The 16,871-nt window shown below is 64.6% G+C and carries 15 protein-coding genes and 2 pseudogenes; 10 read left to right on the forward strand and 7 right to left on the reverse strand.

The window, feature by feature from the left end:
- Positions 1-28: 28 nt before the first annotated feature.
- Together eda and B0O95_RS09380 are read left to right on the forward strand one after the other, a co-directional pair.
- A complete protein-coding gene (gene eda, locus B0O95_RS09375; protein WP_104077659.1) occupies positions 29-664 on the forward strand; it encodes a bifunctional 4-hydroxy-2-oxoglutarate aldolase/2-dehydro-3-deoxy-phosphogluconate aldolase in 636 nt (211 codons plus the stop codon).
- Between the two features lie 2 nt (positions 665-666).
- Positions 667-831, forward strand: a pseudogene (locus B0O95_RS09380) (gluconokinase); the annotation flags it as partial.
- A 59-nt stretch (positions 832-890) separates the two neighbouring features.
- Here B0O95_RS09380 and purB read toward each other — a convergent pair.
- Positions 891-2,279 (reverse strand): adenylosuccinate lyase, encoded by a 1,389-nt coding sequence (gene purB / locus B0O95_RS09385; protein ID WP_104077660.1) that lies wholly within the window; start codon positions 2,277-2,279, stop codon positions 891-893.
- Positions 2,280-2,526: 247 nt separating this feature from the next.
- Between purB and B0O95_RS09390 the strand changes: the two genes are divergently transcribed.
- Complete coding sequence (locus B0O95_RS09390; RefSeq protein ID WP_104077661.1) at positions 2,527-3,138, forward strand: glutathione S-transferase C-terminal domain-containing protein; 612 nt, start codon at positions 2,527-2,529, stop codon at positions 3,136-3,138.
- On the opposite strand, the gene mnmA is transcribed toward B0O95_RS09390, so the two are convergent.
- The 3 genes from mnmA to B0O95_RS09405 all read right to left on the reverse strand — a co-directional run bounded on the left by mnmA (position 3,086) and on the right by B0O95_RS09405 (position 6,393).
- A complete protein-coding gene (gene mnmA, locus B0O95_RS09395; protein ID WP_104077662.1) occupies positions 3,086-4,228 on the reverse strand; it encodes a tRNA 2-thiouridine(34) synthase MnmA in 1,143 nt (380 codons plus the stop codon). The genes B0O95_RS09390 and mnmA overlap by 53 nt on opposite strands.
- Positions 4,229-4,317: 89 nt before the next feature.
- Positions 4,318-4,794 (reverse strand): NUDIX hydrolase, encoded by a 477-nt coding sequence (locus B0O95_RS09400; RefSeq protein WP_104077663.1) that lies wholly within the window; start codon positions 4,792-4,794, stop codon positions 4,318-4,320.
- 309 nt (positions 4,795-5,103) lie between these two features.
- Positions 5,104-6,393, reverse strand: a complete 1,290-nt coding sequence (locus tag B0O95_RS09405; RefSeq protein WP_104077664.1) for a THUMP domain-containing class I SAM-dependent RNA methyltransferase — start codon at positions 6,391-6,393, stop codon at positions 5,104-5,106.
- Between the two features lie 157 nt (positions 6,394-6,550).
- On the opposite strand from B0O95_RS09405, the gene yajC reads away from it, so the two are divergent.
- From yajC to secF, 3 genes are all read left to right on the forward strand, one after another.
- Positions 6,551-6,928, forward strand: coding sequence for a preprotein translocase subunit YajC (gene yajC / locus B0O95_RS09410; protein ID WP_104077665.1), 378 nt, complete (start codon positions 6,551-6,553; stop codon positions 6,926-6,928).
- A 111-nt stretch (positions 6,929-7,039) separates the two neighbouring features.
- Positions 7,040-9,097, forward strand: a complete 2,058-nt coding sequence (gene secD, locus B0O95_RS09415) for a protein translocase subunit SecD (protein ID WP_104077666.1) — start codon at positions 7,040-7,042, stop codon at positions 9,095-9,097.
- 18 nt (positions 9,098-9,115) lie between these two features.
- Positions 9,116-10,066, forward strand: coding sequence for a protein translocase subunit SecF (gene secF / locus B0O95_RS09420; RefSeq protein ID WP_104077667.1), 951 nt, complete (start codon positions 9,116-9,118; stop codon positions 10,064-10,066).
- A 104-nt stretch (positions 10,067-10,170) separates the two neighbouring features.
- Here secF and B0O95_RS09425 read toward each other — a convergent pair whose 3' ends face one another.
- Positions 10,171-11,466, reverse strand: a complete 1,296-nt coding sequence (locus B0O95_RS09425) for an MFS transporter (RefSeq protein ID WP_104077668.1) — start codon at positions 11,464-11,466, stop codon at positions 10,171-10,173.
- Positions 11,467-11,604: 138 nt separating this feature from the next.
- Positions 11,605-11,811, reverse strand: a pseudogene (locus tag B0O95_RS09430) (YceI family protein); the annotation flags it as partial.
- 151 nt (positions 11,812-11,962) lie between these two features.
- Between B0O95_RS09430 and B0O95_RS09435 the strand changes: the two are divergent.
- Genes B0O95_RS09435 through B0O95_RS09450 form a run of 4 tightly spaced genes read left to right on the forward strand, consistent with a single transcriptional unit; the run spans position 11,963 to position 15,657 of the window.
- Positions 11,963-12,607: a paraquat-inducible protein A gene (locus B0O95_RS09435; RefSeq protein ID WP_104077670.1), complete on the forward strand. Its 645-nt coding sequence runs from the start codon at positions 11,963-11,965 to the stop codon at positions 12,605-12,607.
- Positions 12,604-13,254, forward strand: coding sequence for a paraquat-inducible protein A (locus B0O95_RS09440; protein ID WP_104077718.1), 651 nt, complete (start codon positions 12,604-12,606; stop codon positions 13,252-13,254). The genes B0O95_RS09435 and B0O95_RS09440 overlap by 4 nt, the downstream gene beginning before the upstream one ends.
- Positions 13,247-14,920 carry a PqiB family protein gene (locus B0O95_RS09445; RefSeq protein WP_104077671.1) on the forward strand — a complete coding sequence of 558 codons (1,674 nt, stop codon included), beginning with the start codon at positions 13,247-13,249 and terminating at the stop codon, positions 14,918-14,920. The genes B0O95_RS09440 and B0O95_RS09445 overlap by 8 nt, the downstream gene beginning before the upstream one ends.
- Positions 14,917-15,657: a PqiC family protein gene (locus B0O95_RS09450; protein ID WP_104077672.1), complete on the forward strand. Its 741-nt coding sequence runs from the start codon at positions 14,917-14,919 to the stop codon at positions 15,655-15,657. Before B0O95_RS09445 ends, B0O95_RS09450 begins: the two co-directional genes overlap by 4 nt.
- A 30-nt stretch (positions 15,658-15,687) precedes the next feature.
- Here the strand turns inward: B0O95_RS09450 and tgt are convergent, their stop codons facing one another.
- Positions 15,688-16,818, reverse strand: a complete 1,131-nt coding sequence (gene tgt, locus B0O95_RS09455) for a tRNA guanosine(34) transglycosylase Tgt (RefSeq protein ID WP_104077673.1) — start codon at positions 16,816-16,818, stop codon at positions 15,688-15,690.
- Positions 16,819-16,871 lie beyond the last annotated feature (53 nt).

A 16,871-nucleotide genomic window follows, 5' to 3' on the forward strand; every position in this document is an offset into this window, starting at 1 on the left:
TCCATTCTGAACTACAGGAGAGCTGCAGATGAAACCCGTGAGCGAAATCGTGCGGATCGGCCCGGTTATCCCGGTCCTGACATTTGAGTCGGTGGAGCAGGGCGAGCACGTCGCGCACGCGCTGTACGAGGGCGGGGTGAAGGTGCTCGAGATCACGCTGCGAACCGCGGCCGGACTGCAGGCGATCGGGCGCGCATCGCAACTTGCCTCGGATATCGTCGTCGGCGTCGGCACGCTGACCACCGCCGCCCAGGTCGAGCAGGCCAAGCGCGCCGGCGCGGCATTCGGCGTGTCGCCGGGGCTCACACGCGAGATCCATCGGGCGGCGCAGGACGTCGGCTTGCCGTTGCTGCCCGGTGTGATGACGCCGTCCGACATCCTGCTTGCGTTCGAACTCGGCTACGACATCGTGAAGTTCTTTCCGGCGCAGCAGGCAGGCGGCTTGGACATGCTGCAAGCGTTCAGCGGTCCGTTCCCGGCGTTGCGGTTCTGTCCGACCGGCGGCATCACGCAGGAGTTGGCGACGAGCTTTCTCGCGCTGCCCAACGTGGTCTGCGTCGGCGGCTCGTGGCTCACGCCCCGGGCGGCGCTGGCCGCACAAAACTGGGCCGAGGTGACACGCCTGGCGCGCGCGGCGAGTCAACTGGCGCGGCCCAATACCTAAGCTTAAGCCACCGCACCGGCTACTTCTTCGACCCGTCGTTGCCGCAACGTCAATGGGGCACGCTCGAGGAGCCGGGGCCTGACGAGGCGATTACGGTGAGCATCGACGAGCCGCCGGAGCGCATCGTCGGCCGGGTGTTCGAGCGATTGGCCGCGCGTACCCGTTGATCCGCACGGCCCGAGCGGCTGCCTCGGCATGGGCGCCCGTCGCGGCCGGCGCACCGGTGTCAGCCGATGCGGTGTGCAAGCTCGACCGCCTTGCCGACATAGGATGCCGGCGTCATCGCCAGCAGTCGCGCCTTGGCCTCGTCCGGGATCGGCAGCGTGCCGATGAAGGCGTGCAGTCCATCGCGGGTGATGCCCTTGCCACGCGTTAGCTCCTTCAACTGCTCATACGGATTCTCGATTCCATAGCGGCGCATGACGGTCTGTACCGGTTCGGCTAGCACTTCCCAGCAGTCATCCAGGTCCTCATCAAGCCGTTGCGGATTCACTTCGAGCTTATCGAGCCCGCGGATCAGGGCATCGTACGCGAGCAGCGAATAGCCGAATGCAACGCCGATGTTGCGCAAGACCGTCGAGTCGGTCAGGTCGCGCTGCCAGCGTGACACTGGCAGCTTGTCCGCCAGATGGCGCAGCGTGGCGTTGGCCAGGCCCAGATTGCCTTCGGAGTTCTCGAAATCGATCGGATTAACCTTGTGCGGCATCGTCGATGAGCCGATTTCCCCCGCCTTCGTCTTTTGCTTGAAGTAGCCCAGCGAGATGTAGCCCCACACGTCGCGGTCCAGGTCCAGCAGGATCGTGTTCGCCCGCGCGAGCGCGTCGAACAGCTCCGCCATGTAGTCGTGCGGCTCGATCTGGATCGTATAGGGATTGAACGTCAGCCCGAGCCGCGTCTGCACGACATCCCGGGCGAAGGCTTCCCAATCGAAATCCGGGTAGGCAGACAGATGGGCGTTGAAATTGCCGACCGCGCCGTTCATCTTGCCCAGCAGCGTGACGGCGGCGATCCGGTCGATGGCACGCGATAGGCGCGCGGCCACGTTGGCGATTTCCTTGCCCAGCGTCGTCGGGCTGGCCGGCTGCCCGTGCGTGCGTGAGAGCATCGGTTGCGCGGCGTGCGCGTGCGCGAGCGCGACCAGCCGCTGGTGCACGGTGCGCAGCGCCGGCAGTATCACATGCTCGCGCGCGCCCTTGAGCATCAACCCGTGCGACGTGTTGTTGATGTCCTCGGACGTGCAGGCGAAATGGATGAACTCGCTCGCGCGCTCCAGTTCCGGCTGGCCCTTGACCGACTCCTTCAGCCAGTACTCGACTGCCTTCACGTCGTGGTTCGTCACGCGCTCGATATCCTTGATCCGAGCGGCATCGTGCGGGGAAAAGCGCTCGACCAGTTGCAGCAGGAATTGTTCGGATGACGCGGAGAACGCCGGGATTCCCGGCAACCCGGCCTGCGACAGCGCGATCAGCCAATGGACCTCGACGGTGACGCGGTGGCGCATGAACGCGGCTTCGGACAGCCAGTCGCGCAGGGCTTCGGTTTTGGCCGCATAGCGGCCGTCCAGCGGCGATAGCGCGGTCAGCGCAAAGAGGGTATCGGGACGAATGTCAGACATGGCACGGGACGCCGCAGCGGCGCCGGAAAAACGTGGAGAACCGCGCATTTTACCATTGGCCGTGTCCCGGCGAGGCCGGCCTTGCGCCACGTCGCCGCACTGAGACGCGGCGGCGGTTCATGCACCGTTTCAGGCTGTTGTAATCCAAACACAATGGTCACGCGTTAGAGTGCCTGTCGCGCGAATGCGACGGATAAGATGATGTCCGGGGGGCGCTATACCGCCTAAGACTCTCTGAAGGGGAAAGATGAAATTAATCGGTTCGCTCAGCAGCCCGTTCGTGCGCAAGGTACGGATCGTGATGGCTGAAAAGAAAATCGACTACAAGCTGGTGCTCGAGAATCCCTGGGCGGCCGATACGGTCATTCACGACTTCAATCCGCTGGGCAAGGTGCCATGCCTGGTCATGGAGGACGGCGAGGCGATGTTCGATTCGCGGGTCATTTGCGAGTACGTCGACACGCTGACGCCGGTGGGCAAACTGTTGCCGCAGTTCGGCCGCGAGCGCGCCGCGGTGCGTGGCTGGGAGGCGCTGACCGATGGAGTGCTCGAGGCTGCGGTGCTGGTGCGGGTCGAAGCTACGCAGCGCGATGAGGGTCAGCGCAGTCAAGCGTGGGTGGAGCGGCAAAAACGCAAGATCCACGCCGGTCTCGCTGCGATGGCGCGCGGACTCGGCGAGCGGTCGTGGTGCCACGGCAATCACTACACGTTGGCCGACGTTGCGCTTGGCTGTACGCTCGGCTACCTGGACTTTCGCATGCCGGAGCTTGCGTGGCGCGATGCGCACCCGAATTTGGACAAGCACTTCACGAAGCTGTCGCAGCGGCAGGCGTTTGTCGATACGTTGCCGCAGGCGTGAATGGCGCCGACGTGGCGCCGATGATGCCGCCGCCCAAGCACACGTCGCCGTCGTACAGCACGGCGGATTGCCCCGGCGTCACCGCCCATTGTGGCTGCGCGAAGCGCAACGCGAAGTGCCCGTCTGGCGCATGCTGGAATGTGCAGGCCGCGTCCTGCTGGCGATAGCGCGTCTTGGCCGCGCACGGGTGTCCTTCCTGCGGTGCTGCGCCTGAAATCCAACTGGCGTTCTCCGCCTGCAGCGTCGAGCTAAGCAACCACGGGTGATCGTGCCCCTGCACGACGTACAGTGTGTTGCCCGCTATGTCCTTGCCGGCGACGAACCACGGCTCGCCGCTGCCATCGCGGCTGCCGCCCAAGCCGATCCCCTTGCGCTGACCCAACGTGTAAAATGCGAGCCCGATGTGTTCGCCGACGACCTTGCCATCCAGGGTTTTCATCGGGCCGGGGCGGGTCGGCAGATAGCGGTTCAGGAATGTGCGGAACGGCCGCTCGCCGATGAAGCAGATGCCAGTCGAGTCCTTTTTTGCCGCGTTGGGCAATCCGATTTGCGCAGCAATCTCGCGAACCCGCGTCTTGGGCATTTTGCCGAGCGGAAACAGTGTGCGGCTCAACTGCGATTGGTTCAGGCGATGCAGGAAGTAGGATTGGTCCTTGGACGAGTCCAGTGCCTTGAGCAGTTCAAAGCGCTCGCCGACCCGGCGCACGCGGGCGTAGTGGCCGGTCGCGATGGTTTGCGCACCCAGCGCCATCGCATGGTCCAGGAATGCCTTGAATTTGATCTCTGCATTGCACAGCACATCCGGATTTGGCGTGCGGCCCGCCGAATACTCGCGCAGGAACTCGGCAAAGACCCTGTCCTTGTACTGCGCGGCGAAGTTCACCGCTTCGACGTCGATGCCGACGAGGTCCGCGACCGATACGACGTCGATCCAGTCCTGCCGGCTCGCGCAATATTCGCTGTCGTCGTCGTCTTCCCAGTTCTTCATGAACAGGCCGACCACCTCGTAGCCCTGCTGCTTGAGCAGCCACGCGGCGACCGACGAATCCACGCCGCCGGACATGCCGACGACCACGCGTTGCTTTGCCATGATGCGTTACCGTTGCCAGTTTGGGCGCCGCGGGCGCCACGCGGCGCGAGCGCCGGTTGGGTTGCTCAAAGCCGGTCGCGGCACGCTGTTTAGCGCGGTGCGGCCGGGTGGGATTGCACGAACTCGAGCGGATAGCGGCGTCCCGCCAGGTAGTCCTCGATACAGCGCAACACGAGCGGCGTGCGGTGGCGCGACGCTTGTGCGCGCACCGCGTCGGCGCTCAGCCAGACCGTGCGCAGGATATCGGGGTCGAGCTTGCGCGGGACTGGATCGTGACTGGCGGTGCCGCAGTACGTAAAGCGGACATAGGTGGCCGGCACCCCGTGCCCCCGCTCGAACTGCGCGACGTACACGCCAACCAACGCCTGCGGCGTGAACACCTGCCCGGTCTCCTCGAGCGTTTCGCGCACGACCGCCTCGAGCAGCGTTTCGCCCGGCTCCAGGTGGCCAGCCGGCTGGTTCAGCCGTGGCCCGTGCGGCGTGCGCTCCTCGACCAGCAGGAACTGCTGCCCGTGCTCGACGATGGCGGCCACGGTCACGTGCGGCGCCCACAGTTGCGTATCCATAAGTTCCAATATTGTACCGCTGTCGGGTGCAGCGAGCGGCCTCCCATCCGCGCGCCGGACGCGGCGGCCCATCCGGTAGCGGACACCGACCTGCGACCGTGTGGCGCGATCCAGGTCCCTAGTGCATTCTCCGCTTGTAGATAACGATGTCGGACGCGGCGTCACCGGCACCGATAAGCGCTCAAGGAGGTCAACGAGGCAGATCGGCGTGCCCGCCCAGATGCGGGAAGGCGAAACGCGCGTTGCGGCGATGCCGGAGACGGTCAAGAAGCTGGGGCGGGCGCATGCGCGTTGCCAGCGCTGGGCCGTTCAATCGGGTGAGTCCGTCTGCGCGCGCGTCGCCGAGCGTTGCCGCATCGCGCCGGCGACCAGATCGAAGCGGAACAGCCGGCATTCGAGCGCGCCGTTGTACAACGGCGTCTTCGTCGATTCGCGCAGCCGCATCTGGCCGGGCAGCGTACGATCGGCGCTGAGCACGAACGCGTGCCAGCCGGGGAACCGCTGCTTGAGCACGTCGCCGAACGAGCGGAAGAACGCGCTGTCCGCGTCGTCCGGACGGGCGCGTTGGAATCCCGTGCCGTCGCCGCCCGTGCGAGCGCTGCGGCCGCGTACGGCGATTCGCTCGCCGTAGGGCGGATTGGCTACCAGCACGCCCGGCGTATCGCATGGCGCCATGATGTCGCGCGCATCGAGTTGCTTGAGCGGCACCATTGGCGCGCCTGCACGCTGTAGGTTCGCAGCGGCCTTGGCCAGCATGTCGCCGGACACGTCGCTGCCGTAGATCGACAGGGCATCGCCCGGCGCGGCACGCGCGCCGGCCTCGCGCCTAGCGTCCAGCGCTTGCGCCTTCAGGCGCTGCCACGCGCCGACATCGTAGTGCTTGAGCTTTTCGAATCCGAAACGCCGGTCCACGCCTGGCGCGATGCCTAGCGCGATCTGCGCGGCCTCGGCGATGAACGTGCCGCTGCCGCACATCGGATCGAACAGCGGCGTGCCTGGTGTCCAGCCGGTCAGCCGCAGGATCCCGGCGGCCAGATTCTCGCGCAATGGCGCGGCGCCTTTGTCTAGGCGCCACCCGCGCTTGAACAACGGCTCGCCGGAGGTGTCCAGGTACAGCGTGCAGTCCGTGGCGGTCACGAACGCCTGCACCCGCACGTCGGGTTCGACGGTGTCGATGCTGGGCCGCGCACCGGTCTGCTCGCGCAGCCGGTCGCAGATCGCGTCTTTGACGCGCAGCGTCGTAAATTCCAGACTGCGCAGCGGCGACTTGATCGCGGTCACGTCCACCCGCAACGTGCGACTGGCGTCGAACCATTGCTCCCACGGCTGCTCGTGTGCCAGCGCGTAGATATCGTGCTCGTCGCGATAGGGCCGCGCGGCGATCTTCAGCAGGATCCGGCTGGCGATCCGCGAATGTAGGTTGGCCGCGATGGCGGCAGCCCATGCACCGTTGAACGGCACGCCGCCGGCCGCCGGCGCTTGCACGGCGAACGTCGGATCGGCGGCAAGCGCGGACAACTCGCCGAGTTCGACGGCGAGCGCGCCCTCCAGGCCGCGGGGGCAGGGGGCGAAGAATTCGAGGCGGGTGGCGAAGGACATGGGGAACGCGCCGGGCGCAAAACGGACCAGTGCGTATTGTACGTGGCCACGCGACGGATGGGCCGGCTCCGAGCCCCGATGTTCTGGCCGTGGGCGCTGCCGCGTCCGCCGCATCGGCCCGTACAGCCGCCAGACGGTACTTTGCCGTCCTGGGCAGATGGTAGAATGTTCGGCTATTTTGACCTTCCACCACGGAGAGACCAACGTGTTCATTTCTAATGCGTACGCCCAGGCCGCACCCGCCGCAGGCGGTGCCGCCGGCTTTATCCAGACGTACGGCTTCTTCATCGTGATGATCGCGGTGCTGTATTTCTTCATGATCCGTCCTCAGATGAAGCGGCAGAAGGAGCACCGGAACATGCTTGCCGCGATGGCCAAGGGCGACGAAGTGCTCACGTCCGGGGGCATCGTGGGCAAGGTCACGAAGGTCGGCGAGGCCTATGTTGGCGTCGAGTTGTCCGACGGCGTCGAGGTCACCGTGCAAAAGAGCGCGGTCTCGGCGATCCTGCCCAAGGGCACGATCAAGTCGCTCTGATCGCCGGCGTGTGTCCGGTCCGCGCGGCACGGCGCCTGGTGCGCCGACCGCGCGCCGAAGCGGACACAGCCCGGTGAGCGTCGCGCCAGAATTCCTCTGTCCGGTCATTCCATGAATCGCTATCCCCTCTGGAAATACGTCGTGATGCTGGTGGCGCTTGCCATCGGCTTGCTGTACACGCTGCCCAACTTCTTCGGCGAAGCGCCGGCGGTGCAGGTGTCCAGCGGCAAGGCGACGGTCAAGCTGGACTCGTCGGTGCTCAATACTGTCGAGTCGACGCTCGCCGCGAACGGTGTGCAGGCGGGCGATGTGACGTTTGACAACACGAGTCAGAACGCGACTATCCGCGTACGGCTGAAGGACACCGACACGCAACTGCGCGTGAAGGACCTGCTGCAAAAGGCGCTCAATGCCGATCCGGCGGATCCGACCTACATCGTCGCGCTGAACCTGCAATCGGCCTCGCCGCGCTGGCTAGCGTCGCTGCACGCGCTGCCGATGTACCTGGGCCTGGACTTGCGCGGCGGCGTGCACTTCCTGTTGCAGGTGGACCTGGCCGGCGCGCTGAACAAAAAGCTCGATTCGGACGCAGCTGATGCGCGTACGCTGCTGCGCGACAAGTCGATCCGCGATGGCGGCGTGAACCGCGTCGGCCAGACAGTGGTAGTCAACTTCGTCGATCAGGACGTCGCGAACCGCGCGCGCCAGCTGCTGTCGGACAACGTCACCGAGTTGACTTGGCAGGTGCAGCCGGCCGCCGGCGGCTACCAGGTCGTGGGCGCGTTCACCCCGGCCGCGCAAAAAACGGTGCTGGACAGCGCGCTAAAGCAAAACATCACAACGCTGCACAACCGAGTCAACGAACTCGGCGTCGCGGAACCGATCGTACAGCAACAGGGCGTGGACCGGATCGTCGTCGAACTGCCCGGCGTGCAGGACACCGCAAAGGCCAAGGACATCATCGGGCGGACCGCGACGCTCGAGGCCCGCATGGCCGATTACCAGAATCTGGTGCGCAACATCAACGATCCGGCGCCGGCTGGTGATGACCTGTTCACACAGGGCAACGGCGCGCCGGTGTACCTAAAGAAACAAGTGATCTTCACCGGCGACCGGATCACCGACGCATCGGCCGGTTTCGACGAGCACCAGCGTCCGGCAGTGAAGATCCGCCTCGATGCGCGCGGCGGACGGGTGCTGCGCGACGTGTCGCGCGACAACATCGGCAAGCCAATGGCGATCGTGTTGTTCGAGAAGAACAAGGGCGAGGTGCTGACGGTGGCGACGATCCAGTCCGAGCTTGGCGAAAACTTCCAGATCACCGGCCAGCCGACGCCCCAGGCGGCGACCGATCTCGCGCTGTTGTTGCGCGCTGGTTCGTTGGCCGCGCCGATGGAGATCATCGAAGAACGCACGATTGGACCAAGCCTGGGCGCGGACAACATTAGAAAAGGTTTCGACTCGGTGCAGTACGGGTTTGCCGCGATCGCGGTGTTCATGATCGCGTACTACATGCTGTTCGGACTGATCTCGGTGATTGCGTTGTCGGTGAACCTGTTGCTGCTCGTCGCGGTGCTGTCGATGATGCAGGCGACGCTGACATTGCCCGGCATCGCGGCGATCGCGCTGGCACTGGGCATGGCGATCGACGCGAACGTGCTGATCAACGAGCGCATTCGCGAAGAGCTGCGTCGCGGCGCGCCGCCGCAACTGGCGATCCAGAATGGCTTCTCGCATGCATGGGCGACGATCCTGGATTCGAACGTCACGACGCTGATCGCCGGGCTGGCGCTGCTCGCGTTCGGCTCCGGGCCGGTGCGCGGCTTTGCGGTTGTGCACTGTATCGGCATCCTGACATCGATGTTCTCCGCAGTGTTCTTCGCACGTGGGCTGGTGAACTTGTGGTACGGCGGCAAGAAGAAGCTCAAGTCGCTGGCCATTGGCCAGGTATGGCGTCCGGAAGGCGCGCCGGTCGCGTACGCCGAGCTTGCTCAGCAGGGGGCGTCCGGCGCGGCGCAGGCGCTGCCACGCACCCCGGGCGCCAAGCGCACGGGACCCAAACGCGCGGCGCGGCGCAATGCGCCAGCGGCGCCGCGGCCCGGCGATGCGCCCCTGTCGGAACGCACACCGCAACGTGATGCGCCGGTCAAGCCGGGCCAGTCCCGCTGACCACGCTCGGAGACCCTCATGGAATTTTTCCGGATTCGCAAAGACATTCCGTTTATGCAGCGGGCGTTGATCTTCAACGTGATCTCGCTCGTGACGTTCCTTCTCGCGGTGTTCTTTCTGCTGCATCGCGGTCTGCATTTGTCCGTCGAATTTACCGGCGGCACCGTGCTAGAAATCCACACGCCGCAAGCCGCGCAAGTTGACCCGATTCGCGGCGCGCTGGACAAGATCGGCTATGCCGATGCGCAGGTACAGACCTTTGGCACGTCGCGTGATGTGCTGATCCGGCTGCCGTTGAAGGGGGGGCTGTCGTCGGCGCAGCAAAGCGACCAGGTGATGGCTGCGCTGAACGGGCTTGATGCGCAGATCAAGCTGCAACGCGTGGAGTTCGTCGGGCCGCAGGTGGGCAAGGAGCTTGCGACCGACGGGTTGCTTGCGCTCGCGTGCGTGGTCGTGGGCATCGTGATTTACCTGTCGTTCCGCTTCGAATGGAAATATGCGATCGCCGGGATCATCGCGAATCTGCACGACGTCGTGATCATCCTGGGTTTCTTTGCGTTCTTCCAGTGGGAGTTCTCGCTGTCGGTGTTGGCCGCGGTGCTCGCGGTGCTCGGCTATTCGGTCAACGAGTCCGTGGTCATTTTCGATCGGATTCGCGAGACGTTCCGGCGCGAGCGCAAGATGACGGTCACCGAGGTCATCAATCATGCGATCACGAGCACGATGTCGCGCACGATCATCACGCACGGCTCGACGCAGATGATGGTGTTATCGATGCTCTTGTTCGGCGGCCTGACGCTGCACTATTTCGCGTTGGCGCTGACCATCGGTATCTTGTTCGGTATCTATTCGTCGGTGTTCGTCGCAGCGGCGCTGGCGATGTGGCTCGGGGTCAAGCGCGAAGACCTGATCAAGGAAAAGAAGTCGGGGTACGATTCGAACGATCCGAACGCCGGCGCGCAGGTGTAGCCGCGCTCGCCGCGCTGCGGCGTGTTGGCCGGTCCGTGATGACCGGGACCGGCCAATTGCTACGGCGCTACAACCACTGCGGCCGCTACAACCGGCTCGCGCGTTTAGCGCACCGCGAGCCGCAAGCGCACCGCGAACAGCGCAACGATGCTAATCGCCGCCGCGAAGATCATGTAGAAGCCAGGCGCCACCTTAGTGCCGGTCGATGCGATCAACCAAGAGATGATGAACGGTGCAAAGCCGCCGAAGATCGTCACGGCAATGTTGTACGACAACGACAGCCCGGTCGTGCGGATACTGACCGGGAAAATCTCCGAGAGCAACCCGGGCAGCGTTGCGAAATAGCCGCTCATCAGAAAGCCGAAGATGATCTGCACGACCAGCAGCGTCGCCAAGGTCGGATGCGAGACCAGCGTCGCAAACGCAGGGTAGATCAGCACGAGGATCGCGATCGCCGACGCGAGCATGATACCGGTGCGGCCGTGCCGGTCGGACCAGTGGCCCACCAATGGCGACACGACCAGCTGGATCATGCCGGTCAACAGGATCGCGGCGAACGACGCCGATGCCGGCAGGCCGAGCTGCTTCACCGCAAAGGTCGGCATGAACAGCACGACATACGTGGACACGGTGGCCAGAATCACCACACCGATGGCGATCAGCAAACGCTCCTTCTGCGTCGCGAGCGTATCGCGCACGGGTGTCAACGTGGTTTTGCTCGACGTCTCGGCTGCGACGAACTCGGGCGTCTCATCGACGCGCTTGCGGATATACCATGCGACCGGCCCAATCAACAGTCCGAAGAAAAACGGGATCCGCCAGCCCCATGCATCCATTTGCGCGGGCGACAGGTTGCCATTGAGCACGACGCCGAAGCTGGCTGCGAGCAGCGTCGTGAGCCCCTGGCTGGCGACTTGCCAACTGGAGAGAAAGCCGCGGCGCTGCGGCATGTGCTCAGCCAGGAACGCGGTGGCGCTGCCAAACTCGCCGCCGGCGGAAAAGCCTTGCAGCAATCGCGCGATGACTAGGATTAGCGGCGCGGCCAGGCCGATGGTCGCGTAGGTGGGCAGCACGGCGATGATCAGCGTGCCGACCATCATCAGCAAGATCGACAGCGACAGCGCGGCCCGGCGGCCGGCGCGGTCCGCATAAGCACCGAGCACGATGGCGCCCAGCGGCCGCATGAAGAACGATACGCCGAACGTGCCCAAAGTGAGCAGCAACGATATCGTGTCGTTGCCGGCCGGGAAGAATTGCCGGGAGATGACAACCGCAAAGAAGCCGTAGGCGACCAAATCGAACCATTCGAGCGCGTTGCCGATCGAGGCGGCGGCCACTGCGCGCCAGACCTTCGGCCGCACGGCCGGGGCGACGGAGGACGACGAGACAGATGCACCCATGCGAGTTCCTTATCCTATGGACTGTGTTGACGAATGCCGTCGCCTAATCGTTGCACGCACAATGAATTACCTGGCGCCGGTGCCTGCGTGCACGCCACCTTAGCGGTAAGGTCGTCGGATTTCAACCGGTCGCGTTCACTATTGTTTGATGCCTTCGACCTGGATCTGGAGCGTGGTCTGCATGTTGAAGCCGTAGGACTTGCCATAGCCCAGCCCGAAGTCAGCGCGGTTGAAGCTGGCTTTGGCATCGGCGCCGCACCACCAGCGTTTGAGCATCAGATGCTGCTTGCATTGGAACGAGTCTAGCGTCAGCTTCAGCGGCTTGGTGACGCCGTGCAACGTCAGCGGACGGCGCGAAAGTCAGCCTCTCCTGATAGGAAACAATGCAGTAGTATTTCGCTCGAATCCATCCCTCTGTTAAACGAGGCAACGCCGGCGCCATGCTTTGCTAAGATGGGGACCGCCGCATGGCGCTTACCGGAACCGTCGAACCCGTATGGACCCTACCGAGCTGATTGCGTGTCACCAGTGCGACGCGCTGCATTACAAGCGCGCGCTGCATTCGGGCACAGTGGCGCGCTGCGCTCGTTGTGGCGCAGTGCTGTATCGTGGCCTGTCCGAGCGGCTGGACCGGGTAACCGCGATGACGCTTGCCGCACTGATCACGTTCGTGATCGCGCAGGCCGCGCCGATCGTGCAGTTGGAGACCAACGGGATCGCCACCCAGACTACGCTGGCCGCCGCGATTGCCGCGCTGTGGGCCGAAAACAGCCAGGTGATTGCGATGCTCGTGTTGTGCTCCACGACGCTATTTCCACTCGCCGAATTGTGTGCGCTACTCTACTTGCTGTTCTCGTTGCGCGCCGGCATTCGCCCGTATGCGTTCGACGAGTTGTTGCGGATGATCCAGTGGATCCGGCCGTGGGGCATGATCGAGGTATTCATGCTCGGCGTTCTCGTCGCGTTGGTCAAGCTGTCGAGCCTGGCGGAGATGCGCCCGGAAGCGGCGCTGTTCGCGTTCGGCGCGCTGACGCTGATGATCGCCTCGGTGGTGACGTTCGATCCCCGCGTGCTATGGGACGTCGCGGACCGACTCGACGAAGGCGTCACCACGTGCAGTCGCGCGACGAGGCATTCATGAGCGCGCCGCGCACGAGCTATCCGAGCGCGCAGCGCGCTGGCCTGGTAGCGTGCCATGCGTGCGGGCTGGTGTCGCCGTTGGTGCGCACCGGCGAACGGCAGTGCTGTGCGCGTTGCGGCGCGACGCTGCACGTGCGCAAACCGGATTCGATTGCGCGCACGTACGCGTTCTTGATTGCCGCGGCGATTATGTACGTGCCGGCGAACTTGCTACCGGTGATGCATACGTCGTCGTTGCTCGGCTCGCAGGACGATACGATCATGTCCGGCGTCGTCTATTTCTGGACCTCTGGCGACTGGCCGCTGGCCGTGATCGTATTCGTGGCGAGCATCCTCGTGCCGATGCTCAAGCTCGCTGTGCTGACGCTGCTGGCCATCACGGCCCAAACCGGTTCGAGATGGCGGCCGTTGCAGCGCACGCGGTTGTATCGCGGCATCGAGGCGATCGGTCGCTGGTCGATGCTGGATATCTTTGTCATCACGCTGACTGTCGCGCTGGTGCGCTTTCGCTCGCTCGCGGAAATTACCGCCGGACCCGGTGCGGTTGCGTTCGGCGTAGTCGTCGTACTCACGATGATCGCCTCGATGCAGTTCGATCCCCGCTTGATCTGGGACAACATCGAATCGTCAGGAAAGGAACATGAATAACAAAAACAACACCACCGGGACCGGCTCGCCAGAGGCGGGGCCGGGCGACCCCGTTGGGGCGGCTGGCGGTCGCGTGCCGCCGCATCTGCCCGAGCCGGTTGTGCAGCGCAGGAGCCGCTGGTTGCCGTCGCTGGTCTGGGTGATTCCGCTGATCGCCGCGCTGGTCGGCGTGTCGCTGTTCGTGAAGACGGTGCTGGAGCGCGGGCCGACAATCACCATCACGTTCAAGACGGCCGAAGGGCTTGAGCCGGGCAAGACACAGGTCAAATACAAGGATGTGGCGATCGGCGCTGTGAAGACCATCACGCTGTCCAAGGATCTAGCCACCGTGCTCGTGACCGTCGAGTTGACCAAGCAGGCCGAGGACTTTGCCGTCGCCGACACGCGCTTCTGGGTCGTACGGCCGCGCGTGGCGGCCAGCGGTGTATCGGGACTAAGCACGCTGCTCTCGGGCGCCTATATTGGTGTGGACGCCGGCCGTTCGCGGGAAACGCGCAAGCAGTTCGTCGGACTCGAACAGCCGCCGCCGGTCACGCGCGATCAGAGCGGGCACCAATTCGTGCTGCACGGTGACAACCTGGGATCGGTCGACATCGGCTCGCCGGTGTTCTATCGGCGCGTGCAGGTCGGGCAGGTAGTGGGCTACAGTCTCGACCCGAACGGCACCGGCGTGACGATGCAAGTATTCGTTAATGCGCCCTATGATCAGTACGTCGGTAAGAACACGCGCTGGTGGCATGCGAGCGGCGTCGACCTGCGGCTCGATTCGGGCGGCTTCAAGCTCAATACGCAATCGCTGGCAGCCGTGGTGATTGGCGGCATTGCATTCCAATCGCCGCCGAGCGAGCCCAGGGGCGAACAAGCGCGCAACGACGCCCATTTCCGCCTGGCGAGCGATGAGGCCGATGCGATGCGAACGCCGGACGGCGAGGCGGTGCCGTTCGTGCTGAACTTCAACCAGTCGCTGCGCGGCCTGTCGGTTGGCGCACCGGTCGATTTCCGCGGCATCGTGCTGGGTCAGGTGCGCTCGATCGGTATCGATTACGATCCGGTGAAGCAGGCGTTCCGGATGCCGGTGACCATCGAGTTGTACCCGGACCGTCTCGGGCCGCGCGTGCGCGAAGCGGCGCGCCCCGGCGGCGCGCGAGCGCGCGCGACGATGATCGAAAGCCTGGTGAAATCGGGGCTGCGGGCTCAGTTGCGCACCGGCAACCTGATCACCAGCCAGTTATACGTCGCGCTGGACCTGTTCCCGAATGCGCCGCCGGCCAAGGTGAACATGAGCCGCTCGCCGATCGAGTTGCCGACCGTGCCCAATACGCTGGACGAACTGCAACTGCAGGTGGCCGACATTGCGAAGAAGCTTGACAAGGTGCCGTTCGACGAGATTGGCGCGCGCTTGAACAGCACGTTGAAGAACGCGGACAGCCTGTTCAAGCAACTTGATACACAGCTTGCGCCGCAGGCCAAGGACACGTTGAGCGCGGCGCAGCAAACATTCCACTGCGCACAGTCGTCATTGCAACAGGATTCGCCGCTGCAGACCGACGTGCGGCAGGCGCTGCAACAGCTGACTCGTACGCTGCAGTCGCTCAATGCGCTGTCGGACTATCTCGAACGTCATCCTGAATCGCTGCTGCGCGGCAAGGGGAGAGATCAACCATGAAGTCGTGCCGATCTTCGCGGCGCTGTCCCGCGCACATCGCGCCTCTTGTCGCCCTGTGCGTGGCGGCATTGCTCGCGAGCGCGTGTGGCAGTGTGGTGCCCGATCGCTTTTATACACTGACGGGGCCGGCACGCGGGGCGCCGCGTGCGGCACCGGCGGGGTTCTATATCGAGTTGATGCCGGTCGACGTGCCGCAGCAAGTGGCTCGCTCTCAATTTGTCGTCACGACCGGCCCGGGCCAGGTGGATCTGCTTGAGCACGAGCGGTGGAGCGCGCCGTTGTCTGACGAGGTGGGCCGCGCGCTGTCTGACGAACTGAGCCACGCACTCGGCGCGATCGATGTCTATCGCACGCCGTATCCGGCCACTGCGCCGGTGTTCCGGATCCACGTCAACGTGCAGCGCTTCGAATCGGCGCCCGGCGCGCACGTCGGTGTGGAGGCGACGTGGAGCGTGCGCGCGTTGCCCGACGGGGTGCCCGTGACATGCCACAGCACAATCGAGGAGCCCGTTACGGCCGGCTATGATGCGCTTGTGGCCGGTCATCGGCGTGCGCTGCAACGCTTGTCGGCTGACATCGTCGGCGTAGTGCGCAGGCTTGAGCAGTACCGCTCCGCGCCCGTGCCCGCGGCTTCTGCCTCGGCATCCGCATTGGCACCGGCATCGGCGTCGGCATCGGCGCCAAGCGGGCGCACCGGCATCGCGCCACCAGGGGCAGCGCCGGATTCGGCGCTGTGATGTCCGGCTCTTGTTTAAGTGCGCGAGCCGCTATTCGACGCCGCGTGCGCGGTCCGCGTGAAAGCGCGTCACGAACGCGTTGAACGTTCCCGCTTCGATGGCATCGCGGATCTCCTGCATCAGGTTCAAATAGTAATGCAGATTGTGGATCGTGTTCAGCTGCGCGCCGAGGATTTCACCGACGCGATGCAGGTGGTGCAGGTACGCGCGCGAAAAGTGGCGGCATGTATGGCAGGCGCAGCTTTCATCCAGCGGCCGCGTGTCGTTGCGGTGCATTGCGTTGCGGATCTTCAAGTCGCCGAACCGCGTGAACAGCCAGCCGTTGCGCGCGTTGCGTGTGGGCATCACGCAATCGAACATATCGACGCCGGCAGCCACGCCGGCCACCAGGTCCTCCGGCGTGCCGACTCCCATCAGGTAGTGCGGCTTGTCGACCGGCAGCCTGGGGCCGATGTGTTGCAGTACGCGCAGCATGTCCTCCTTCGGTTCGCCGACTGACAGGCCGCCGATCGCGTAGCCGTCAAAGCCGATATCCGACAGCCCCGCAAGCGATTCGTCGCGCAGTGCCTCGTACATGCCGCCCTGCACGATGCCGAACAGTGCGTTTGGATTGGCAAGGCGCCTGAATTCGTCGAGCGAGCGTTTAGCCCAGCGCAGCGACATCTGCATCGAACGTGCCGCGGCATCATGCGAGGTAGGCACGCCGTCGGTTGCGTACGGGGTGCACTCGTCGAACTGCATCACGATGTCGGAGTTCAGCACCTTTTGCACCTGCATTGACACCTCGGGCGACAGGAACAGCCGGTCGCCGTTGATCGGCGACGCAAACGTCACGCCGTCCTCGGTGATTTTGCGCAACTCGCCGAGCGAGAATACCTGGAAGCCGCCGGAGTCGGTCAGGATCGGTCGTTGCCAACCCATGAAGCGATGCAAGCCGCCATGCGCGGTGATCGTATCGAGTCCTGGACGCAGCCATAGATGAAACGTGTTGCCTAAGATGATCTGTGCGCGGATGTCCTCAAGCTCGCGTGGCGCCATGGCCTTGACCGTGCCATAGGTGCCGACCGGCATAAAGATCGGCGTGTCGATCGTGCCGTGGTTCAGCGTTAGTCGGCCGCGCCGTGCGAGGCCATCGGTGCGCAAGAGGTCGAATTTCAACATGATGGGTTCAAGGCGGGCTCGTGGGCGGTGCGCGATGACGGCGAGCGCGGGTG

The organism is Mycetohabitans endofungorum (assembly GCF_002927045.1).
Lineage (GTDB): Bacteria > Pseudomonadota > Gammaproteobacteria > Burkholderiales > Burkholderiaceae > Mycetohabitans > Mycetohabitans endofungorum.